Origin of the sequence: Aeromonas sp. QDB03 (assembly GCF_027707985.1) — a bacterium.
GTDB lineage: Bacteria > Pseudomonadota > Gammaproteobacteria > Enterobacterales > Aeromonadaceae > Aeromonas > Aeromonas hydrophila.
Genome location: NZ_JAPCJG010000005.1, coordinates 40468 through 62081, shown reverse-complemented (window position 1 = coordinate 62081; position 21614 = coordinate 40468). Strand labels below are relative to the sequence as shown.

Annotated in this window: 17 protein-coding genes; 6 read left to right on the top strand and 11 right to left on the bottom strand. The window is 62.2% G+C overall.

Going from position 1 to position 21614, the window contains the following annotated elements; all coding sequences use genetic code 11:
* Positions 1 to 235 precede the first annotated feature (235 nt).
* Entirely contained in the window at positions 236 to 1678 is a 1443-nt protein-coding gene (locus tag PG900_RS13710) for an alanine/glycine:cation symporter family protein (RefSeq protein ID WP_011706925.1), read from the top strand.
* A gap of 242 nt (positions 1679 to 1920) precedes the next feature.
* Here the strand turns inward: PG900_RS13710 and PG900_RS13705 are convergent, their stop codons facing one another.
* The 3 genes from PG900_RS13705 to PG900_RS13695 are packed head-to-tail and all read right to left on the bottom strand — an operon-like array spanning position 1921 to position 5787.
* On the bottom strand, positions 1921 to 3894 hold the full coding sequence (locus tag PG900_RS13705) for a transglutaminase TgpA family protein (RefSeq protein WP_270831624.1): 1974 nt from the start codon (positions 3892 to 3894) through the stop codon (positions 1921 to 1923).
* Complete coding sequence (locus PG900_RS13700; protein WP_270831622.1) at positions 3881 to 4867, bottom strand: DUF58 domain-containing protein; 987 nt, start codon at positions 4865 to 4867, stop codon at positions 3881 to 3883. The genes PG900_RS13705 and PG900_RS13700 overlap by 14 nt, the downstream gene beginning before the upstream one ends.
* Positions 4867 to 5787, bottom strand: coding sequence for an AAA family ATPase (locus tag PG900_RS13695; protein ID WP_016351595.1), 921 nt, complete (start codon positions 5785 to 5787; stop codon positions 4867 to 4869). Before PG900_RS13695 ends, PG900_RS13700 begins: the two co-directional genes overlap by 1 nt.
* A 190-nt stretch (positions 5788 to 5977) precedes the next feature.
* Here PG900_RS13695 and ampC point away from each other — a divergent pair, with 190 nt between their 5' ends.
* Positions 5978 to 7126, top strand: coding sequence for an FOX/MOX family class C beta-lactamase (gene ampC, locus PG900_RS13690; protein WP_270831620.1), 1149 nt, complete (start codon positions 5978 to 5980; stop codon positions 7124 to 7126).
* Positions 7127 to 7640: 514 nt separating this feature from the next.
* Positions 7641 to 9146, top strand: a complete 1506-nt coding sequence (dtpB, locus tag PG900_RS13685; RefSeq protein WP_102988207.1) for a dipeptide/tripeptide permease DtpB — start codon at positions 7641 to 7643, stop codon at positions 9144 to 9146.
* Positions 9147 to 9192: 46 nt separating this feature from the next.
* Here dtpB and ruvX read toward each other — a convergent pair whose 3' ends face one another.
* Together ruvX and PG900_RS13675 are read right to left on the bottom strand one after the other, a co-directional pair.
* Positions 9193 to 9615 carry a Holliday junction resolvase RuvX gene (gene ruvX / locus PG900_RS13680; RefSeq protein ID WP_011706917.1) on the bottom strand — a complete coding sequence of 141 codons (423 nt, stop codon included), beginning with the start codon at positions 9613 to 9615 and terminating at the stop codon, positions 9193 to 9195.
* Positions 9616 to 9661: 46 nt separating this feature from the next.
* The gene (locus PG900_RS13675; RefSeq protein ID WP_016351591.1) at positions 9662 to 10216 is read right to left on the bottom strand and encodes a YqgE/AlgH family protein; all 555 of its coding nucleotides are present in this window, start codon (positions 10214 to 10216) and stop codon (positions 9662 to 9664) included.
* A 118-nt stretch (positions 10217 to 10334) separates the two neighbouring features.
* On the opposite strand from PG900_RS13675, the gene PG900_RS13670 reads away from it, so the two are divergent.
* Positions 10335 to 11960 (top strand): methyl-accepting chemotaxis protein, encoded by a 1626-nt coding sequence (locus PG900_RS13670; RefSeq protein WP_270831619.1) that lies wholly within the window; start codon positions 10335 to 10337, stop codon positions 11958 to 11960.
* 99 nt (positions 11961 to 12059) lie between these two features.
* Here the strand turns inward: PG900_RS13670 and gshB are convergent, their stop codons facing one another.
* The 5 genes from gshB to metK all read right to left on the bottom strand — a co-directional run bounded on the left by gshB (position 12060) and on the right by metK (position 16449).
* Entirely contained in the window at positions 12060 to 13013 is a 954-nt protein-coding gene (gshB, locus tag PG900_RS13665; RefSeq protein ID WP_270831618.1) for a glutathione synthase, read from the bottom strand.
* 114 nt (positions 13014 to 13127) lie between these two features.
* Positions 13128 to 13859, bottom strand: coding sequence for a 16S rRNA (uracil(1498)-N(3))-methyltransferase (gene rsmE / locus PG900_RS13660; RefSeq protein ID WP_029304178.1), 732 nt, complete (start codon positions 13857 to 13859; stop codon positions 13128 to 13130).
* Between the two features lie 63 nt (positions 13860 to 13922).
* Complete coding sequence (locus tag PG900_RS13655) at positions 13923 to 14606, bottom strand: endonuclease (RefSeq protein ID WP_060390007.1); 684 nt, start codon at positions 14604 to 14606, stop codon at positions 13923 to 13925.
* Between the two features lie 76 nt (positions 14607 to 14682).
* On the bottom strand, positions 14683 to 15228 hold the full coding sequence (locus tag PG900_RS13650) for a SprT family zinc-dependent metalloprotease (protein WP_270797838.1): 546 nt from the start codon (positions 15226 to 15228) through the stop codon (positions 14683 to 14685).
* A gap of 69 nt (positions 15229 to 15297) precedes the next feature.
* The gene (gene metK / locus PG900_RS13645) at positions 15298 to 16449 is read right to left on the bottom strand and encodes a methionine adenosyltransferase (RefSeq protein WP_270797839.1); all 1152 of its coding nucleotides are present in this window, start codon (positions 16447 to 16449) and stop codon (positions 15298 to 15300) included.
* Between the two features lie 342 nt (positions 16450 to 16791).
* Between metK and tkt the strand changes: the two genes are divergently transcribed.
* Both tkt and PG900_RS13635 read left to right on the top strand, forming a co-directional pair.
* On the top strand, positions 16792 to 18783 hold the full coding sequence (tkt, locus tag PG900_RS13640) for a transketolase (protein WP_016351585.1): 1992 nt from the start codon (positions 16792 to 16794) through the stop codon (positions 18781 to 18783).
* A 410-nt stretch (positions 18784 to 19193) separates the two neighbouring features.
* Entirely contained in the window at positions 19194 to 19595 is a 402-nt protein-coding gene (locus PG900_RS13635) for a hypothetical protein (protein WP_270797840.1), read from the top strand.
* A 139-nt stretch (positions 19596 to 19734) separates the two neighbouring features.
* Here PG900_RS13635 and PG900_RS13630 read toward each other — a convergent pair whose 3' ends face one another.
* Positions 19735 to 21000: a RidA family protein gene (locus tag PG900_RS13630; protein ID WP_270797841.1), complete on the bottom strand. Its 1266-nt coding sequence runs from the start codon at positions 20998 to 21000 to the stop codon at positions 19735 to 19737.
* Positions 21001 to 21614: the final 614 nt, after the last annotated feature.

Sequence of the window (21614 nt, the reverse complement as noted above, 5' to 3'; positions counted from 1 at the left end):
TTGGGTCTAATTTGTCGGCTGATTGATTGGATTCTCAGTTTTGTTGAAATTTTGCGAGTTAAATGAAGCTTTAATGCACTGGATCGCTCGTTTTTTGTTTCCGCAGTGATCCCGATCACTATTCTGAACTCCCTCGCTATGCTAGATTCCGCCCCTTTAGTGAACCGCAAATTCAGAAACAGACAGCAAGGGGTCAGCGCAGACTGACCATGGATGTGATAACAACGAGAGAAATATGGACACCTTGATCGCAATGATTAACGACCTGATGTGGGGAGCCGTGCTCATCTACCTGCTCATCGGCGTCGGCATCTTCTTCACCTTCCGCCTGGGTTTTATCCAGATCCGCCACTTCGGCCACATGTTCTCCGTCTTGCGCAACAGCCGCAAATCAGACAACGCCGGCATCTCCTCTTTCCAGGCCCTCTGTACCAGCCTTGCCGCCCGCGTGGGTACCGGCAATCTGGCCGGGGTGGCGGTGGCCATCTATCTGGGTGGCCCGGGTGCCATCTTCTGGATGTGGCTGATCGCTTTCATCGGCATGGCGACCGCCTTCGTCGAGAGCACCCTGGCCCAGCTCTACAAGGTCAAGGATGAGGACGGCAACTACCGTGGCGGCCCCGCCTACTACATGGAGAAGGGGCTCGGCATGCGCTGGATGGGGGTGTTGTTCTCGCTCTGCCTGATCCTGGCGTTCGGTCTGGTGTTCAACGCGGTACAAGCCAACTCCATCAGCCTGGCGATGAACGTGGCCTTCGGCATCCCCGACTGGGTCAGCGGTCTGGCGCTGGTGGTGCTCTCCGGTCTCATCATCTTCGGCGGCATTCGCGGCATCGCCCGTTTCGCCGAGCTGGTCGTGCCCTTCATGGCGCTGGCCTACATCCTGATGGCGCTGTTCGTGGTGGCCATGAACATCAGCGAGCTGCCGGGGGTGTTCAGCCTGATCATCAAGTCTGCCTTCGGTCTTGAGCAGGCCGGCTCCGGTGCGCTGGGCTACGCCATCTCCCAGGCGATGATCAACGGCATCAAGCGCGGTCTCTTCTCCAACGAAGCCGGTATGGGCTCCGCTCCCAACGCCGCCGCAACCGCGACGCCCTATCCGCCGCACCCGGCCTCCCAGGGCTATGTGCAGATGCTGGGGGTGTTCCTCGATACCATCGTCATCTGTACCTGTACTGCCGCCATCATCCTGATGTCCGGCCAGTTTGAACCGGGCTCCGGCATCACCGGGGTGGAGCTGACCCAAAGGGCGCTCTCCTCCCAGATCGGTGGCGGTGGCAACATCTTCATCGCGGCGGCCATCTTCTTCTTCGCCTTCACCTCCATCGTGGCGAACTACTCCTACGCCGAGACCAACCTGGTGTTCCTCGAGCACAACCACAAGGGCGGCCTGATGCTGTTCCGGATGTTCGTGCTGGGCATGGTGATGTTCGGCTCGGTGGGCGAGCTGCCGACCGTGTGGGCCATGGCGGACGTCTCCATGGGGCTGATGGCCATCGTCAACCTGGTGGCGATTCTGCTGCTCTCCGGGGTGGCCATCAAGCTGGCGCGGGACTACAACGACCAGCTCAAGCTGGGCAAGGTGCCCACCTTCGACGCCAACAAGTACCCCGAGATCCGCAGCCAGCTGGAAGAGGGGATCTGGGACAATCCGGCGCAAAACAGCAAGCAGGCATAAGCCTCGCAGTCGCCGTTGTCTGACAACAAGGGGAGCCACTGGCTCCCCTTTCGTTTGGGCGTTGTTTTCATCGCCGTCAGCTGTGGGCATCCCAACGCCGGCAGGTCTGGCGCTGCCGTCGCCGCACCTTGTGCAAGGTGTGTTGATGCTGCACTGCCGTCAGTACCGGGCATCCCAGCGCTGGCAGATCTGGCGCAGCCGTGGCCGCAGCGTGTGCAAGGTGTGTTGACGTTGCACTGCCGTCAGTGGCGGGCATCCCAGCGCCGGCAGATCTGGCGTAACCGCCGCCGTAGCTGGCGCAAGGTGCGGTGGCGCTGTGCAGCCGACAAGGGGGCATAACGCCAGCGCCGGTAGAGCCAGGCGCCCTGTTGCAGTGGCCGCGCGAGAGAGGGTCTGAGGTCGGCGAGGCGCTCGCACCAGCTGGCCAGGCTCTCCCCCGCCAAGGGCTGCCAGCCATGGTGGGCGGCGCGCCGGCGCAGGGGCTGCCATAGCCGCAGGGGGAGCGGAGCGGGGCCGCGCCAGATCAGCAGGCCACCCACCAGGCTGGCCACCCCCAGCAGGGCGGCCAGGATCAGCCAGTGAGTATGGCCGGCCAGCACCGGCCAGCGTTGTCCCAGCTGCTGCCACAGGCTGGCGGCATCATAGTTGAGCACCCAGCGGGTCCATTGGTAGTCGAGATTGGCCCCCCACCAGCGCAACTGGTTGAGCAGGGCCCAGTTGCGATAGCGCTGCAAGGAGAGGGGGTCAGCGGCGGCGAACTCGCCGCCAAGGGCCGCCGGCATGCCCCCCTCGATGCGCTGGGGGGCCACTGCGGCGGTGGGATCGAGCCGCTGCCAGCGGTTCTGCTCATCCAGATACTCCACCCAGGCGTGGGCATCAAACTGATGCACCTCCAGGTAGTTGCCCCTCGGATTCCACTCGCCGCCGAGGTAGCCGGTCACCAGCCGGGCCGGGATGCCGGCCGCCCGCAGCACGAAGGCGGTGGCCGTGGCGTAGTGACCGCAAAAGCCGCGCCGGCTCTCGAACAGAAAGTCATCCACCCCGTCTTGTCCCAGCCGCGGCGGCTGCAGGGTGTAGTAGAAGTCGCCCTGGCGAAACTCGCCCAGCAGGGCGGCGGCCAGCGCCTCCGGCGTCGGATGGCGGGCCTTGAGCGCCAGGGCGTGGGCCCGGGCCTTGGGGTTGCCGCCGGCGGGCAACTGCAGGTTGAGGTGACGGGCAGCGTCATCGGCTGGTGGCGCCATGGCGGCCGTGCTGACCCGGTAACTGACGCGGCCATCCCCCCGATCCTGGCGATAGAGGGTGGCGAGGGGGCTCAAGATGACCGGGCCGCTCAACACCTCGGGGTTGGTCTGGGCCAGGGTCCAGCGCAGGCGCTGGGGCTCGGTGATCACCTGATAGCTGCCGGCCGGCAGCGGCGTCGCCGGGTTGGCCGCCGGCAGCATCTGCACGGATTGAGATTGTTGCCAGCGGCGCACCTGCTCGCTGAGCAACCAGCGCCGGCCATCGAACAGCTCCTGGCGCATCAGCGGGAAGTAGCGCTCCTTCGGCGGGGGCGGCGCGGCGGCGAAGGTGATGCGAAAGGCCAGCTCGGAGGAGTTGACCAGCTCGCTGATGTTACCGGGAGCCACCTCCTCCGAGAGGCCGGAGAGGGCCCGGCTGCTGCTCGGCATCTGCCACAGTGGCGCCAGCCTTGGCAGCAGCAGAAACAGGGTGAGCAGCAGGGGGATGGCCAGCAGCAGGATGAGCCCGGCACGGCGCCACAGCCGCTGGCCGAGGGGCTGCACCGCCGCCAGCAAGGTGGTGACCGCCAGCCAGAGTGCAGCCATCATCGCCAGGGCCCACCCCATGCTTTGCCGTTGCACCAGCGCCAGCGCGACGAGAAAGAAGGCGAGCAGCAGCACCTGCTCCACATCCCGCTCTCGCCGGACCTCGATGAGCTTGAGGCCGTAGCCGAGCCAGAGCAGGTTGATGAGGGCCGGCAGGGTGCCGAGCTGGCGCCACTGCCAGCCAAGCAGCGCCACGCCCAGCATGGCCAGCAGTGCCAGCGCGGCGGCGGGCGGCGGACGCCAGCCCCGCCACTGCATCATGGCCCGCACGCCCAGGGTGAGCAGTGAAACGGCCACCACCCAGAGTTGCAGCTGGGGCCAGAGAGCCGGGATCAGCAGCAGTTGCAGCAGGGCGAGCAGCGGCAGCAGACGCCGGTTATCGAGCAGCATCGAGGTCGGTCTCCTGCGCCGGCTCTATGGCATCGACGCGGGCCAGCGCCAGCCGGCAGCGCTGCAAAAAGGCGGCGCCGCTGTCCGGCCCGCGCGTCCGGCCCGCCAGCGTCAGGCTGAAGGGAATGCCCCGCTTGGCGTAGTCGTCACACCACCAGGTGAGCACCGCCAGCCGCTGCTCCAGATCCCGGCCGCCGACCCGCTGCAGGCTGAGGTGGGTATCATCCTGCCCCGGCTCGCAGAACTGCTTTACCAGCAGGCCATGTCCCTGGGCGAGCTGCTTCCAGGCGACCCGGCTCAGCGGCTCCCCGCTCTGGTGGGCCCGCAGCATGTCGAAATCCCCCATCGAGGCCGGGGTAGGCTGCCCCCGGTTGCCCGCCGCATCGGTCGCGGCCTCCCCGCGCAGGGGGCCATACTCGGGGGCCGGCGCGAGCCAGCCCTCCAGTTGCAGGTCCAGCAGCGTCCAGCAGCGAAACAGGCCGAGGGGGTAGCGGCTCTCCACCCGCAGCCTCTCCAGCGGCAGGCGTCCGCGCCGGGGGCCCTGCACCGGCAGGAGCAGGGGTTGCGGCACCGCATCCACCTGCGCCAGCCAGAGCCGCCCTTCATTGAGGGAGAATTGCAGTGCCTGCAGCAGCCGTTCGCTGCGCACCGCGATGGGGATGGGCAGGGGGCTGCCCGCCTCTCCCAGCACGGCGGGCCCCCCCAGCAGAGACAGCCCCAGCAGGTTGCGGTGGGTGAGCCACATGGTGACCATGAACAGGCTGCCGAGGCCGTAGGCCACCAGCAACACCAGGTTGTTCTGGTAGTTGGTGCCGAGCAGATAGATGGCCAGCATCACCAGCAGATACCAGAGGCCGAGCCGGGTGGGCAGGATGAACAGGCTGCGCCCCTGCAGGGTGATCTGGCGGGCTGGCGGGATGCGCCGGGCCAGCCAGCCTTGTTGCCACCTGGCCCTGCGCTGGCGCCAGTTCATCAGGGGCGATCCGGATCGACCCGGGCCAGCAGGCGCTGGCTCAGCGGGCAGGCTTCACCGCGCTGCACTCCGAAGCTGCCCCTGAGCCTGTGTTCGGCCACGTAGGGGAAAACCGCCTGCACATCCTCCACGCTGACGAAGCGGCGGCCTGCCACCAGCGCCCAGGCCCGGCTCACCGCCAGCAGGGTCTGGGCGGCGCGAGGCGAGAGTGGTTGCGGCAGGTCGGCGTCGAAGCGGCTTTGCTGCACCAGCGCCAGCAGGTAGTCGAGGCTGGCATCGGAGAGGTGGATCTGCGCCGCCTCGGCCTGCAGGGCGGCCAGCTCGGCGGCGCTCAGCTGCCGCTCGAGGGGCGCGCTCTGGCTGGCCCCGCGCAGCAGTCGGCGCTCCGCCTCCTGCGTGGGAAAACCGAGGGAGAGGCGCACCGCGAAGCGATCGAGTTGGGATTCCGGCAGGGGATAGGTGCCCGCCTGATCCGCCGGGTTCTGGGTAGCGATGACGAAGAAGGGGGAGGGCAGCGGGTGGCTCTCTCCCTCTATGCTCACCTTGCCCTCGGCCATGGCCTCCAGCAGGGCGCTCTGTACCTTGGGGCTGGCGCGGTTGATCTCGTCCGCCAGCAGCACCTGGGCAAAGACGGGGCCCGGGTGAAAGCGAAACTGCTGCTGGTGGGGATCAAAGATCTGCAGCCCCAGCAGGTCGGCCGGCAGCAGATCGGCGGTGAACTGCACCCGCCGGCAGTCGAGCCCCAGCACCTGCGCCAGGGCGTGAGCCAGGGTGGTCTTGCCCATGCCGGGCAGATCCTCGATCAGCAGGTGGCCGCGGGCCAGCAGGGTCACCAGCGCTATCTTGAGCTGCAACGGCTTGCCGAGGATCACCTGCTCCAGTGCCGTCAGCAGCCGGGTTATCTGTGGTTGTGTCTGCACGTGCGCCTCCCTGTGTGATGCTTCCCCTACAGCTTATACGCCAGCCGCATGGCAAGGAGGGCAAGTCATGGATAACTCATTGAATCTGGATGATTTGGCTGGCGACTTCACACAGACTTCACCCAGGCTCATGCTCGGCACACGCAGGCCGGTTAGGCTGACAGCTCCTGAACATACTGAGATTTTTGCCATGAAACAGACCAGATCCCTGCCACTGCTGGCCCTCGGCACCCTGCTGCTTGCCCCGCTCTCCCTGGCAGCCCCCGTCGATCCGCTGAACGCTGTGGTGGATGACGCCATCCGCCCCATGCTCAAGCAGCACAGGATCCCGGGCATGGCGGTCGCCGTGCTGAAGGGGGGACAGGCCCACTACTTCAACTACGGGCTGGCCGATATGGCGGCCGGGACCAAGGTCAGCGAGCAGACCCTGTTCGAGATTGGTTCGGTCAGCAAGACCTATACCGCCACCCTCGGCGCCTACGCCGTGGTCAAGGGGGGCATTGGGCTGGATGACAAGGTGAGCCGGCACGCGCCCTGGCTCAAGGGCTCCGCCTTTGATGGCGTCACCATGGCCGAGCTCGCCACCTACAGTGCCGGCGGGCTGCCGCTGCAATTCCCCGACGAGGTGGAATCGGTCGAGCAGATGCAGGCTTACTATCGCCAGTGGACGCCAGCCTATCAGCCGGGCAGCCATCGTCAGTACTCCAACCCCAGCATCGGCCTGTTCGGCTATCTGGCGGCGAGCAGCCTGCAGCAGCCATTTGCCCAGTTGATGGCGCAGACCCTGCTGCCCGGGCTCGGCTTGCATCACACCTATCTCGATGTGCCGAAGCAGGCCATGGCGAGTTATGCCTATGGCTATTCGAAAGAGGACAAGCCCATCAGGGTCAATCCCGGCATGCTGGCCGACGAGGCCTACGGCATCAAGACCAACTCGGCGGATCTGCTCGCCTTCGTGAAGGCCAATATCAGCGGGGTTGATGACAAGGCGTTGCAGCAGGCCATCTCCCTGACCCACCAAGGACGCTACTCGGTCGGCGAGATGACCCAGGGGCTGGGCTGGGAGAGTTACCCCTATCCCGTCAGCGAGCAGACGCTGCTGGCGGGCAACTCCTCGGCGGTGATTTACAATGCCAACCCGGTCAAACCTGTTGCCGCGTCCCAAGAGACGGGGGGGGCGCGACTCTACAACAAGACCGGCTCGACCAACGGCTTTGGTGCCTATGTGGCCTTCGTGCCCGCCAAAGGGATCGGTGTCGTCATGCTGGCCAACCGCAATTACCCCAACGAAGCCAGGATCAGCGCGGCCCATGCCATTTTGAGCCAGCTGGCCCCCTGATCCGCCACACTTGGCGGACGGCCCACGGGTCGCCAACACCATATTGAAAAACGCCGGCCAGTCCGGCGTTTTTTTATGCATAGAGGGTTGGCAGCGGGAAAAACAGATCCGTTTGCACCAATAAAACTAATGTGGTTTCATTAGAAAACTTCACCTATTGCAACAAGTGAAGTGTGATCGGCTATTGGTTTGCGTTAATAGTAGTGTCTTATCATGTAATCTGTCGGTTTTTCGGCTTTTACAATTGTCGCGAGAGTGTCCGGTGTACGATGACGGCTACAAGCGGCTGCCAGCCCGTTGCCAAACGCCTGCGGAATATTGTGCCGGGCATGAAGCCGCCCGATCCCCACCTTATCGTGTCAGGAGCCATCCGGCTTATTCCCAGCCCTGCCAGCTGACCATCCGCCGCTGCGAGCACAGTGGTGATCACCACAGACAGAGGTGCCCGCGCACACTTATCCGTGCGGCGGCCCCATATCACACCAATAAAAAACACCAAGACAGGTAGGTTAGCATGCGTCCATCGGCCCCGACCGGGTTGTTGCAACAGCCCAAACCCTTTTTCATGATCTTCTTCGTCGAACTCTGGGAGCGCTTCGGTTATTACGGCGTCCAGGGGATCCTGGCGGTGTTCTTCGTCCAGCAACTGGGATTTTCACAGGAGCAGTCGTTCATCACCTTCGGTGCCTTCTCGGCGCTGGTATATGGCCTCATCTCGGTGGGCGGCTATGTGGGTGACCATGTGCTGGGCACCAAGCGCACCATGGTGCTGGGGGCCATCGTGCTGGTCATCGGCTATTTCATGACCGGCATGTCCATCTACAATCCCGACCTCATCTTCTATGCACTGGGCACCATCGCGGTCGGCAACTGCCTGTTCAAGGCCAACCCTGCCAGTCTGCTCGCCAAGTGCTATGAGCGCGGCGATCCCCGACTGGATGGGGCCTTCACCCTGTTCTACATGTCGATCAACATCGGCTCGCTCATTTCGCTGTCGCTGGCGCCGGTCATCGCCGATCACTACGGCTATACGGTGACCTACAACCTGTGCGGGGTGGGTCTGGTCATCGCGCTGCTGACCTTCTTCGCCTGTCGCCACATGGTCAGGGACATCGGCTCCGAACCCGACCATCTGCCGCTCGATTACGGCAAGCTGCTGCTGGTCTTGCTGGGATCGGTGGCGCTGGTCTTCTTCTGCGCCTGGCTGATGCACCACGTGGTGATCGCCAACATGGTGCTGATGACGGTGACCCTGGCCGTGGTGATCTTCTTCTTTCGCGAGGCCTTCAAGCTCGATGCGGTGGCTCGCAACAAGATGTACGTGGCCTTCGTGCTGATGCTGGAAGCCGTGGTGTTCTACGTGCTCTACGCCCAGATGCCGACCTCGCTCAACTTCTTTGCCATCAACAACATGCATCACGAGATGCTGGGGATGAGCGTCAACCCCATCAGCTTCCAGGCGCTCAACCCCTTCTGGGTGGTGGTCGGCAGCCCGGTGCTGGCGATGATCTATACCCGGCTGGGCAGCAAGGGGCGGGATCTCACCATGCCGCTCAAGTTCACCCTGGGCATGCTGTTCTGCTCCCTCGGTTTTCTCACCGCGGCAGCCTCCGGCATCTGGTTTGCCGATGCACAGGGGCTCACCTCGCCCTGGTTCATGGTGCTCATTTATCTGTTCCAGAGTCTGGGAGAGCTGATGATCAGCGCCCTGGGGCTGGCGATGGTGGCGGCATTGGTGCCGCAGCGGCTGATGGGGTTCATCCTCGGGATGTGGTTCCTGACCCAGGCGATGGCCTCTTTGCTGGGGGGTTATGTGGCGACCTTTACCGCCGTGCCGCAAGGGGTGACCGATCCGCTGCAGACCCTGCCCATCTACACGGACGTGTTTGGCAAGATTGGGCTGGTGACGCTGCTGGTGGCGGTGGTGATGGCGCTGATGGTGCCCTGGCTCAACCGCATGATGCATGCCGGCCAGGGTGAAGAAGGGGAGAGTCTGCTCTCGCAACAGGCCAAGGCCTGATGCAGGCATGGGGAGGGGCAGGCTTGACCTGCCTCTCCCCCGTCTGTCAACCGTACTGCTCTTCCATCCAGGCTTCCAGAATGAGCTGGGCGGAGACCCCGTCCACGCTGCCTTTCTCCAGCGCCCGATAACCTCCCCGCTCGAACAGACGCGCCCGCGCATCCGTGGTGGTGAGCCGCTCGTCCTTGAACTCCACCTGCTTGCCGAAGCGGCCGTGCAGCCGGTTGCCGAACTTGCGGGCCCGCACCGTGATCTCCTGCTCGGTGCCGTCCATGTTGAGCGGCAGACCGACCACCAGCAGATCCGGTTGCCACTCCTTGAGCAGCTTGTCGATATCGTCCCAGTTGGGGATGCCGTCGTTGGCCTTGATGGCGCGCAGGGGCTGGGCCGTGCCGGTGAGCTCCTGACCGATGGCCACCCCTATGCTTTTGGTGCCGTAGTCAAAGCCCATGATACTGCGTGATGACATTGCATTGATTCCTCAAAATGCCTCGCAAAATGCGTGGCAAACGGCATCAGCTGTGGCCGATGTCGCTGGATAGATGGATGGGGTTGACCCCTATGCTGGCGGCGGCCTGCTGCCAGCGCTGATGGATCGGGGTCTTGAACACCAGATCCGGATTGGGCGGTATCACCAGCCAGGCACCGTCGACCAGCTCCTGCTCCAGCTGGCCGGCGCTCCAGCCGGCATATCCGAGCGCCACCAGCCAGTGGGCGGGGGCCTCCTCGGTGCCCAGGGTTTCCAATATATCCTTGGAAGTGGTGACCATGAGCTCATCCCCCACCTGCAGGGTGGAGTTGAAGCCGGGTCGGAAGCTGTGCAGCACGAAACCGCGGTCGGCGTGCACCGGCCCTCCCTGCAGCACCGGCTGCTTGAGCTCGGGGCTGGGGGGCGGCGCCAGTTTGAGCTGGGTCAGCATGGCATCCAGCGACATGTCCACCGGGATGTTGACCACCAGCCCCATGGCACCCTCTTCGCTGTGTTCGCACAGGTAGACCAGCGAACGCTCGAAATAGGGATCGGAGAGGCTCGGCATGGCGAGCAGGAAGTGATTTTGCAGTGTTTGCATATGGGCCAAATATTGCAAAGGTATTTGGGTCAATTATGGCAGTTCGCCGAGGCGGGCAAAACCGCTTTTTACCGCTTGCGGGCCGGTTCCCCGCCGCAGCCAGGATGGAGATAACACCATGGAAGGTATTTCGATCAGACAGAAGTTGATCCTGGGCTGTGTGGTACCCCTGCTGGCACTGGTGCTGCTGGTGATCGGGGCTGTCCAGGCGATGTCCCAGCTGATGGCTGGCATGAACAGCATGTATCAGGGGGAGGTGGTGCAGCTCAAGGAGCTCAAGCAGATCGCCGATCTCTACGCGGTCAAGGTGATCGATGCGGCCAACAAGGCCAATGTGGGGGGTTTTGACCCCGCCAGATCGCGCGCGGACATGAATGCCGCCCAGCAGGAGATCAAGCGCATCTGGCAGGGCTACCGCAGCCAGCCGATGAGCCATGCCGAGCAGCGGGAAGCCGACCAGATGCAGGGGCTGTTTGCGGCGGCAGACCAGGAGATTGAGGCGGTGATGCAGATCCTGGCCGACATGCAGGGGAGCAATCAGGGTCAGCTGGCCGCCCATATCATGCCGCTCTATCGGGTGATCGACCCGGTCAGCGACGGGATCAGCGCCCTGGTGGAGTATCAGCTGAAGGAAGCCGAGAAGAACATGACCGAGCTCAACGGGCTCAGGGTGCAGCTCAACCGGTTGTTTATCTTGCTGCTGGTGGTCGGCGGCGCCTGCATCCTGTTCTTCGGGGTGTGGGCCGGGCGCAGCGTCAGCCAGCCCCTGGCCGCCATGGGCGGGATCTTGCGCGGCATGCAGAGGGATCTCGATCTGAGCAAGCTGGCACCTGTGCTGCGCAAGGACGAGATGGGCGGACTGGCTCACTCCCTCAACGACGTGATCTGCCATTTTCGCGAACTCATCACCCAGATCAACGGCATGGCGGAGCAGCTCGCCAGGGAGTCGGCCCAGCTGGCCCATATCGGCGTCGAGAGCCGCCAGCGCTTCGCCCAGCAGCAGGCCGAGACCGATCAGACCGCGACGGCCATGAACCAGATGAGCGCGACCGTGGCGGAAGTGGCCAACAGCTCCAACAACGCTGCCGATGCGGCGCGCCATGCCGACGGGAGTGCTCGGCACGGTCACCAGATAGTGGCGGACGCCATCCAGTGCATGTCGGGGCTGTCGTCCCAGATCCAGAACACCGCCGCCATGATCACCCAGCTGGCCGATGACAGCCGCAATATCAGCAGCGTGATGGATGCCATTCGCGGCATCGCCGAGCAGACCAACCTGCTGGCGCTCAACGCCGCCATCGAGGCGGCGCGGGCCGGTGATCAGGGACGGGGTTTTGCGGTGGTGGCCGACGAGGTGCGCACCCTGGCCCAGCGAACCCAGCGCTCCACCGAGGAGATTGGCAAGACCATCGTCAAGTTACAGCAGGGGGCTACTCAGGCGGCTTCCAGCATGGAGCTGGGACTGGATCAGGTGGAGCAGTCCAACCGCACCGTGCTGGCCTGCGGTCAGGCGCTTGGCGAGATAGTCTGTTCGGTCAACGTGATCAACGAGATGAATACCCACATCGCCACGGCGGCGGAGGAGCAGAGCAAGGTGGCCGAGGATATCAGCCGCAATGTGGTCAATATCGCCCACATCGCCAGCGAGTCGACAGAGGCTGCATCCCAGTTGAACCAGAGCTGCCACGAGCTGGAACAGCTATCGAGCGAACTCAAGGCAAAGGTGGGGCAGTTCCGCTGCTGATGGGCAGAGGCAGGATGGAAAAAAACAGGATAGAAAAGAGGCGGCCCCGGGGCCGCCTCTGTTGTTTATCGCCTGTGGTCGTAGCTGGGTTGAGGCCGCTTAAGCCTTGGCCAGCCGACGCTCGATGGCATCCATCAGCATGCCGGTGATGTGCACATCGAAGGCTGCTTCAATCTCGCGGATGCAGGTCGGGCTGGTGACGTTAATCTCGGTCAGCCGATCGCCGATGATGTCGAGGCCGACGAAGATGAGTCCCTTCTCTTTCAGCGTCGGGCCCACCGCGCGGGCGATGGCCCAGTCCGCGTCGCTCAAGGGGCGCGTTTCGCCACGGCCACCGGCCGCCAAGTTGCCACGGGTCTCCCCTTGCGCCGGAATACGGGCCAGACAGTAGGGCACCGGCTCACCGTCCACCACCAGCACCCGCTTGTCGCCATCCTTGATGGCGGGCAGATAGGTCTGCGCCATGCAGTACTGGCTGCCGTGAGAGGTTAATGTCTCGATGATGACGCCGACGTTGGCGTCATCCTCCTTCATGCGGAAGATGGAGGCGCCGCCCATGCCATCCAGCGGCTTGAGGATGACATCCTTGTGCTTGGCGTGGAAGGCGCGCAGCTTGTCGGCTCTGCGAGTGACGAGCGTGGTCGGGGTGTGCTCGGCAAACCAGGCGGTGTAGAGCTTCTCGTTGGCGTCACGCAGGCTCTGCGGCTTGTTGACGATGAGGCAGCCTTCATCCTCGGCCCGCTCCAGCATGTAGGTGGCGTAGATGAACTCGGTGTCGAACGGCGGATCCTTGCGCATCAGGATCACGTCCAGGCTGGAGAGGGGCTGATCCACCACCTCGCCCAGCGTGTACCAGTCGGCATAGTCATATTTGACGGTGAGCGGGCGCATGGTGCCAAAGGCGCGGCCGGCCTCCATGTAGAGATCCTTCATCTCCAGATAGAACAGCTCGTAGCCGCGCTTTTGCGCCTCTTCGAGCATGGCGAAGCTGGAGTCCTTCTTGATGTTGATGGCCGAGATGGGGTCCATCACGATGCCGAGTTTAATGGTCATCCGCTGTTCCTTCTTAATGGCTCGAGGGGGTTGTAGGGTCGATTAGCGCAGCGTAATCGGCCGCTTGCGGCTGCATCGAGGTTGCCGTGCGGCTGCTCAATGCGGCCGATGGGATCAAGCGAGATCGCCGAATCGGCATTGCAGCGCAGTAATCGCCGTCAGGGCGGCGGTTTCGGTGCGCAGCACCCGCGGCCCCAGCAGCATCTCTTTGAAATCTTCCTGCACGGTACGGGCGATCTCGTCGCTCGACAAGCCCCCTTCCGGGCCGATCAGCAGGCGCACGCCGTGCTCAGGGATTGGCAGGGTGTTGATGCTGTAAGGGGCGCGCGGGTGCAGGTTGAGCTTGAGCTCCTGAGTCTCTTCCGCCAGCCAGGCGTCTAGTTCCATCGGCATGCGCACCTCGGGCACGGTATTGCGGCCGCACTGCTCGCAGGCGCTGATCACCACCTTCTGCCACTGCTCGCGTTTTTTCTCCAGTCGATCGGCCGGCAGCTTGACGCCGCAGCGCTCGGAGAAGAGCGGGGTGATGCAGGTGACGCCCAGCTCCACCGATTTCTGGATGGTGAAGTCCATCTTGTCGCCGCGGCTGATCACCTGACCGAGGTGGATGGCCAGCGGGGATTCCACCGAGCGGGTGTCGCAGCTATCGATGGTCACTTCCACCGACTTCTTGCCGACGTTGGCGATGGTGGCGGGGTACTGGTTGCCGTCGCCGTTGAACAGCTCGAGCTGCTGACCCGGCTGCATGCGCAGCACCCGGCCGATGTGGTTGGCACCGTCTTCCGACAGGGCGAGGGTCTGGCCCACCTGCAGGGCGGCCGGTTCATAGATACGTGGAATGCGCATGGCTCAGTGTCAGTCTCTGGTTCAAGAAGAGGGGGTTTAAATCCCTTGTGCCCATAGATGGGGTTATCGGCACTGCTTTTCAATAAAGGGGTTGGTATTGCCTTGCAGCTTGCCGATGCGGCGGTTGCGCTCGCACTCCCAGCCGTCGGCCGGGTACTGCCTGTCCCAGGCTTCGAACAGTTTACGCTGTTGCGCCGCCAGACGCAGCCCATACTGCTGGCTCATGTAGAGGTAGGCGCGGGCGATCTGGCCACGTACCGGCCCCTTGGGCGGCTGCACCTGGCGATTTTTGAAGTCCACCAGCATCCGGCACTGGCCGTACTGATCCGGGGTGCCATTCCAGTCGGAGAAGCGGAAGTTGGCCCGATCGCCGTTCACCTCGCCGATGGCGGGGAAGAGGTTGTGCATGTCCCCCTCCATCTGGTTGAACTCGTCGCTTTTGCCGCAATTCTTGCGACCGCCCTGCTGCCAGCACTGAAGCTGGTGGCCGAACTCCCAGGCCGGTACCACGTGCTCCCACTCGATGCGGGCGGCGCGCTTGGGCTGCTTGCGCGGCTCATAGCCGCAGCTGGCCAGATCCGGGCTCATTTTCTTGCCCTGATAGTCAATCTTGCAGCCGCAATAGAAGGTAACCGGGTGATCCTGATAGAGGCGGTTCAGATCCTGTTTGGCGGCGCGAAAGGTCTGGGCATGCAGGGGCAGACTGACCAGCAGGGTCAGGGCGAGAGAGAGCAGGGGACGAAACATGGTGATCCTTGGCAATGAGATGGTTGGCGGAAAAAGCAGAGAGGCACCCTAGCACAGGGACGCAACACCGGCTGGCTTACTGCGACGAGCCAGCCCGTTCCAGCGGCTGCTTGCAGCTGCGGCAGTGGTAGCGAGCCTCGCCGCGCACCACCTTGTTGTGGCGGCGCACCGACAGCTGATGCTGCTGGCAGAGGCAGCGATAGGGGATGGTCGGCTGCGCCAGGACCGCCAGATCGAAGCTATGGGTGGTTCTGGGCTCAAGGCCGAACACCTCCCGCATCACCGATTGCCACTGGCGGCCGTGAGGCAGCACCCGCGATCTGCCACGCCCTTCGCCGCTATGTTCACCCCAAAGGGCATAAACCAGCAGGTGGGCCACCTCGTGGGGCACCACCTCGGCCAGAAACGCCTGTTGGTTGGCCTGATAGAGGGCCGGGTTGAAGCGCAGCTCCCAGGTTTGCAGCCGCGCCGACCCTGCCGCCCGGCCACGCATGTTGCAATGGACTTGCGGGCGGGGAAAGGGGCGGCCAAGGCGCGCTTCGGCCTGCACAAAACAGGCATCGACACGGGCGAGCAACTGCTGGTGCAGGGCAGAGTCGAGGCGGGTAGCGGTGACGGACATCGGGTTCTCGGCAAATGGCGGACAAGCAAAAGGGGAGCCAGGCTCCCCTTTATACCACAAGCGTGACGCTTACAGACCGGCGGCGGAACGCAGCAGTTCGGCCTTGTCGGTCTGTTCCCACGGGAACTCGTTGCGACCGAAGTGACCGTAGGCGGCAGTGGCCTGGTAGATCGGGCGCTTCAGATCCAGCATCTGGATCAGGCCGTACGGGCGCAGTTCGAAGTGCTCGCGTACCAGCTTGACCAGCAGATCCTCGGCCACCTTGGCAGTGCCGAAGGTTTCGACACTGATGGAGGTCGGCTCGGCCACGCCGATGGCGTAGGAGATCTGGATTTCACAGCGATCGGCCAGACCGGCGGCGACGATGTTCTTGGCCACGTAGCGGGCGGCGTAGGCAGCGGAGCGGTCAACCTTGGACGGATCCTTGCCGGAGAAGGCGCCACCACCGTGACGGGCCATGCCGCCGTAGGTGTCGACGATGATCTTGCGACCGGTCAGACCGCAGTCACCCATCGGGCCGCCGATGACGAAACGGCCGGTCGGGTTGATGAAGTATTTGGTGTCCTTGTTGACCCACTCGGCCGGCAGTACCGGCTTGATGATCTCTTCGCGCACCGCTTCCACCAGATCCTTGTGGCTGATGGACTCGGCGTGCTGGGTAGACAGAACCACGGCATCCACACCGATGATCTTGCCTGAGTCGTCGTAGGCGAAGGTCAGCTGGCTCTTGGCATCCGGGCGCAGCCACGGCAGGGTGCCGTTCTTGCGCACTTCAGCCTGACGCTTCACCAGCAGGTGAGAGTAGGTGATGGGGGCCGGCATCAGCACGTCGGTTTCGTTGGTGGCGTAGCCGAACATCAGGCCCTGGTCGCCCGCGCCCTGCTCCAGCGGATCGCTGCGGTCAACGCCCTGGTTGATGTCCGGGGACTGCTTGCCGATGGCGTTCAGCACGGCGCAGGAGTCGGCGTCGAAGCCCATGTCGGAGTGGGTGTAGCCGATGTCGCGCACGGTGTCGCGCACGATCTGCTCGATGTCTACCCAGGCGGTGGTGGTTACTTCACCGGCCACCATGACCATGCCGGTCTTGACCAGGGTCTCGCAGGCGACACGGGCCTTGGTGTCTTGCTTGAGGATGGCGTCCAGGACCGCATCGGAGATCTGGTCCGCAATCTTGTCGGGATGGCCTTCGGAGACCGACTCGGAAGTAAACAGCTTTGCCATGATGGGATTCTCAGCTTGTCTGGGGTTATCGCCGCAGCAATAACCGGGTGATGATAGGATGATTGTAGAGGTATCTACATCTGGACGTCCATTTTAGTTAGCGCCCCCCTCGATTGCCAGCACTATTTTGGTTTTACCGCCCCCTGGCCGAACAAGATCCGCGCTTTACCCCATTTGGGGTGTAAAGCGGTTACGGCTCAATCGTTTGCCCTGTCAAGAAAAGCGATTGAGCTCCCAAAGCCACTTTATTCGCCCAGATAATATTTGCACGCCGCGCCCCCTGCTGGGACAATAACGCGCCTTAATCTTGGCCATCAAATGAAGCAATCGCAGGAGATACAGATGCCTTCTCGTAAAGAGCTTGCCAATGCCATTCGCGCATTGAGTATGGATGCCGTTCAAAAAGCCAACTCCGGTCACCCGGGCGCCCCCATGGGAATGGCGGATATCGCCGAAGTGTTGTGGCGCAGCCACCTCAAACATAACCCGAACAACCCCAAGTGGGCCGACCGCGACCGTTTCATTCTCTCCAACGGCCACGGCTCCATGCTGCTGTACTCCCTGCTGCACCTCTCCGGTTATGACCTCTCCATCGACGATCTGAAAAACTTCCGCCAGCTGCACTCTCGCACCCCGGGTCACCCGGAGTACGGTTACGCGCCGGGCGTTGAAACCACTACCGGTCCGCTGGGTCAGGGCATCACCAATGCCGTGGGCATGGCGATCGCCGAGAAGGCCATGGCCGAGCAGTTCAACCAGCCGGGTCACGACATCGTCGACCACTACACCTACGCCTTCATGGGCGACGGCTGCCTGATGGAAGGTATCTCCCACGAAGCCTGCTCCCTGGCCGGTACCCTGCAACTGGGCAAACTGATCGCGTTCTGGGATGACAACGGCATCTCCATCGACGGTCACGTGGAAGGCTGGTTCACCGACGACACCGTCAAGCGCTTCGAAGCTTACGGCTGGCACGTGATTGCCGCCGTTGACGGCCACAGCCCGGAAGCGATCAACGCTGCCATCGAAGCCGCCAAGGCCGAGACCGGCAAGCCGACCCTGATCTGCTGCCGCACCATCATCGGTTACGGTTCCCCGAACAAGTCCGGCTCCCACGACTGCCACGGTTCACCGCTGGGCAATGACGAGATCGCCGCCGCCCGTGCCTTCCTGAAGTGGGACCACGCGCCGTTCGTTATCCCGTCCGACATCGCTGCCGAGTGGAACGGTCAGGAGAAGGGCGCCAAACTGGAAGCCGACTGGGCTGCCAAGTTTGCCGCCTATGAAGCCGCTCACCCGACCCTGGCTGCCGAATTCAAGCGCCGTACCGCTGGCGAGCTGCCGGCCAACTGGGCCGCTGAATCCGCCAAGATCATCGAAACCCTGCAAGCCAACCCGGCCAAGATCGCGACCCGCAAAGCGTCCCAGAACTCGCTGGAAGCCTTCGGCAAGCTGCTGCCGGAGTTCATGGGTGGCTCTGCCGACCTGGCGCCGTCCAACCTGACCATGTGGTCCGGTTCCAAGTCCCTGACCAACGACGATGCCTCCGGCAACTACATCCACTACGGTGTACGCGAGTTCGGCATGTCCGCCATTATGAACGGTATCGCCCTGCACGGTGGTTTCATCCCCTACGGCGCCACCTTCCTGATGTTCATGGAATACGCCCGCAACGCCCTGCGCATGGCCGCCCTGATGAAGCAGCGCGCCATCTTCGTTTACACCCACGACTCCATCGGTCTGGGTGAAGATGGCCCGACTCACCAGCCGGTCGAGCAGATCGCTTCCCTGCGTCTGACCCCGAACATGAGCACCTGGCGCCCGTGTGACCAGGTTGAATCCGCCATCGCCTGGAAGCACGCCATCGAGCGTACCGACGGCCCGACTGCGCTGATCTTCTCTCGTCAGAACCTGGCCCAGATGGACCGCAGCGCCCAGCAACTGGCCGACACCGCCAAGGGTGGCTACGTGCTGAAGGATTGTGCTGGCAAGCCTGAGCTGATCCTGATCGCCACCGGTTCCGAAGTGGAACTGGCCGTTGCCGCCTATGAGCAGCTGACTGCCAAGGGCCGTGCCGTGCGCGTGGTCTCCATGCCGGCCACCGACGTGTTCGACGCCCAGTCTGCCGAGTACAAAGAGTCTGTCCTGCCGGCCTCCGTCACCAAGCGTGTGGCCATCGAAGCCGGTATCGCCGACTACTGGTACAAGTACGTGGGCTTTGGCGGCAAGATCATCGGCATGACCACCTTCGGTGAGTCTGCGCCGGCCGAGCTGCTGTTCAAGGAATTCGGCTTTACCGTGGAAAACGTGGTTGCGACTGCTGAATCCCTGTAATCGCTGAATATTGGGTCAAGCTGACTCAATAGCCGGAACGATAAAACGCCCTCCATCGCAAGATGGAGGGCGTTTTTTATGGCTGCTTGGGTATGACGAAATAGTGTGTGGGCCGATACGGGAGGTATTCAGATCGATTATTTGATCAATCTCCCTTTTTCTTTTGAATTTGCTTTCAAGTTTGGCGTCATACGATACCATGTTGGGCGGCTTACCCCCGTCATTACAAGGCATAAACCAATATTCGGTAGCGTCCATTGAACAAGCCTGGTTGGCAACGTTCGGGCTATTTGATGGTTGCTGGCTGCTTGGTGTCATGCAGCAGGGTTGTCGGGATGGCGGTCAGTTTTTCATGAAGAGTTCTTGATTATAAAAATGTCATGTGACGTATATCTGAAATGGAGTTTCCCATGTCTTGTTCCATTGTCATCAATCAGTCAGCACAGAAACTACAAGTAAATAAGGACAGCTACGATCTAGGAAGAATATCGAATGTACAGGTTCGGGTCCTTTCCTGGAGAGACAAAATACTCAATATGATTATGTTGGGGGCCATTGCTTCCAGTTTACTTTTCATATTTGTGCCAACGGATGCACAAGGTCAGGTTATTACATGGATTCTTCCTGCTATTGCATTTTTGATTGGTGCATGTCTGGCACTGGTGATAAGTACCAAGTATGAGTTTCGGTTGGAGTTCAGGCATTCTGATGAGGTAGGGGTGCAATGGTTCACGGCAGCCAAGAGTCGAGCCGAGAGTGACTTTACATTGTTCAAACAGTGGGAAGCTGAACTAAAGCACCATATTCGATAGCGTGTTATTGGCCCGCAGGTTCGATTGGCGAAGCGTCATCGAACGTTCGCATATCTGCGTCGATGCCATAATATCCCTTCCTGTTACCAAACAAGAGACCGGCATTCAGCCGGTCTCTTTTTATTATTCAGGGCATGTCTTATGCCTGCGGCGGGGTACTTTCCGCGTTGGACATCACCGCATCAATCTGCACCAGGGCGCCGGCGGGCAGCTCGCTCACACCAATCACGGTGCGGGCGGGCAGATAGGCCGGGAAGTATTTGGTGTAGATGGCATCCACGTCCGCCAGATCCGCGATGTTCTTCACCTGGATATTGACCTTGACGATATCGTCCATCACGTGGCCGATGCTCTCGACGATGGTCTTGATATGGCCGAGGCACTGGGCGGTCTGCTCCTTGACACAACCGGTCAGGATCTTGCCGGTGGCCAGATCAACCGGCAGCTGGCCGGCGATGTGGTTGTAGTGGGAGAAGGCGACAGTCTGGGTGTGCAGCGGGCTGCGCGGTGCCTTGTCGGTATTGCGGGCGCTGATCACCAGATTGTGTCTGTCTTCCACCAGCTGCGGCGGGGTGCCGTCACCGTGGGAGATGACCGCATCCATCTGCACCCGGGCGCCCAGCGGCAGGGCGGAGGCCACGATCACGCTGCGCGCCGGCAGGTAGGCGACGGCACGGGCAATGGCGGAGTCCGGGAAGAAGGTGGTGTAGACCTCGTTGACGGCGTCCAGATCGGCCAGATCAGTCAGATAGACGGTGACCTTGACGATATCGTCAAACGGCACATCGATGCTCTCCAGCACGTGCTTGATATTGCGCAGGCACTGGCCAGCCTGCTGCTGGATGCCACCGGCGACCAGCTGGCCCGACGCGGCATCGACCGGCAGCTGGGCACCGATATTGTTGTAGTGGGAGAAGGCGACGGTATGGGTCGAGAGCGGATCCTGCGGCGCCTTGTCGCTGTTGCGGGAGAGCTTCAGCAGCGGGCAGGGGGCTTGCGGGAAGGTGCCTTCACCGTTGGAGATGAGCGCGTCCATCTGCACGGCGGCGCCGAGCGGCAGACCGGCCACCGCCAGCACGGTGCGAGTCGGCAGCAAGCGCGGGAAGAACTCGCCATAGACGGCGTTGACCGCGTCGAGATCGGCAATCTCTTTGAGAAACACCGTGATTTTGACCACGTCATCCATCACATGATCGATGCTCTCGACGATGGCCTTGATATTGGTGAGGCACTGTCTGGCCTGCGCCTTGATATCCCCTGCGACCAGCGCGCCCGTTTTCGGGTCGACCGGCAGTTGGGCGGAGATATTGTTGTAGTGGGAGAACGCCACGCTCTGGGTGCTGGGGCTCAGATCCTGCGGTGCACTGGCGGTATTTCTGGCTGACTTGATGATGGTACCACTCATGGCGATACTCCTTTTTCGTTTTTGATGTAGGGTCAGGCCGCGTTGTTCTTCCCTGGCCGAATGCGTCACGCAGGGCGATACCCATGATGGCGGCAACAGTTGCCCATTCCCGCCGCAGGGCGACGAGGGCAGGGGACCATGGTCATCACTGTGTAAAGCCTTGTGCCGGTGCCGCCGGCGCGTGCAAACGGATAAGGGAGAAATAAATCGGCTTGATGATTCAGACGGGAGGATTCTAGGGGGCGTTCGCCAGCGGATGCAAACCGGGATCCGGTTTCTATGAGGTGGCTCAACAGAGTGAAATATATTCACTTTGCTATTCAATGCATGACCAGAAAGAGCAATAAAGGTGATGGGGCTCCCACTTTTTGCCATGCAGGCGGCTGATGGTGCCTTTATTTGCGTCGATTCAAGTTACCAGCTGTAAATCCCAGGTTAATAAATCTGACCAACTTGCAGGATATTATCCCGGTTTTGCATAGCTATTTATTTTTCGGCTTGGGGAAGGGCTTTTCATAAGACCAAAAATATGCCTGAAGTGAGCCACAAGCGAGCCATTGAAATAACATTCAGCCCATCTGCATGGCAATAAGCTGAGGCGGCAAGAGCGGATG

What these genes read in the sequence shown, in the direction of transcription:
- metK (WP_270797839.1), bottom strand. Translation starts at nt 16,449, where the DNA reads ATGGCAAAGCTGTTTACTTCCGAGTCGGTCTCCGAAGGCCATCCCGAC.
- PG900_RS13655 (WP_060390007.1), bottom strand. Translation starts at nt 14,606, where the DNA reads ATGTTTCGTCCCCTGCTCTCTCTCGCCCTGACCCTGCTGGTCAGTCTG.
- rsmE (WP_029304178.1), bottom strand. Translation starts at nt 13,859, where the DNA reads ATGCGCATTCCACGTATCTATGAACCGGCCGCCCTGCAGGTGGGCCAG.
- tkt (WP_016351585.1), top strand. Translation starts at nt 16,792, where the DNA reads ATGCCTTCTCGTAAAGAGCTTGCCAATGCCATTCGCGCATTGAGTATG.
- ruvX (WP_011706917.1), bottom strand. Translation starts at nt 9,615, where the DNA reads ATGTCATCACGCAGTATCATGGGCTTTGACTACGGCACCAAAAGCATA.
- PG900_RS13675 (WP_016351591.1), bottom strand. Translation starts at nt 10,216, where the DNA reads ATGCAAACACTGCAAAATCACTTCCTGCTCGCCATGCCGAGCCTCTCC.
- PG900_RS13705 (WP_270831624.1), bottom strand. Translation starts at nt 3,894, where the DNA reads ATGCTGCTCGATAACCGGCGTCTGCTGCCGCTGCTCGCCCTGCTGCAA.
- ampC (WP_270831620.1), top strand. Translation starts at nt 5,978, where the DNA reads ATGAAACAGACCAGATCCCTGCCACTGCTGGCCCTCGGCACCCTGCTG.
- PG900_RS13630 (WP_270797841.1), bottom strand. Translation starts at nt 21,000, where the DNA reads ATGAGTGGTACCATCATCAAGTCAGCCAGAAATACCGCCAGTGCACCG.
- dtpB (WP_102988207.1), top strand. Translation starts at nt 7,641, where the DNA reads ATGCGTCCATCGGCCCCGACCGGGTTGTTGCAACAGCCCAAACCCTTT.
- PG900_RS13650 (WP_270797838.1), bottom strand. Translation starts at nt 15,228, where the DNA reads ATGTCCGTCACCGCTACCCGCCTCGACTCTGCCCTGCACCAGCAGTTG.
- PG900_RS13670 (WP_270831619.1), top strand. Translation starts at nt 10,335, where the DNA reads ATGGAAGGTATTTCGATCAGACAGAAGTTGATCCTGGGCTGTGTGGTA.
- PG900_RS13635 (WP_270797840.1), top strand. Translation starts at nt 19,194, where the DNA reads ATGTCTTGTTCCATTGTCATCAATCAGTCAGCACAGAAACTACAAGTA.
- PG900_RS13710 (WP_011706925.1), top strand. Translation starts at nt 236, where the DNA reads ATGGACACCTTGATCGCAATGATTAACGACCTGATGTGGGGAGCCGTG.
- gshB (WP_270831618.1), bottom strand. Translation starts at nt 13,013, where the DNA reads ATGACCATTAAACTCGGCATCGTGATGGACCCCATCTCGGCCATCAAC.
- PG900_RS13700 (WP_270831622.1), bottom strand. Translation starts at nt 4,867, where the DNA reads ATGAACTGGCGCCAGCGCAGGGCCAGGTGGCAACAAGGCTGGCTGGCC.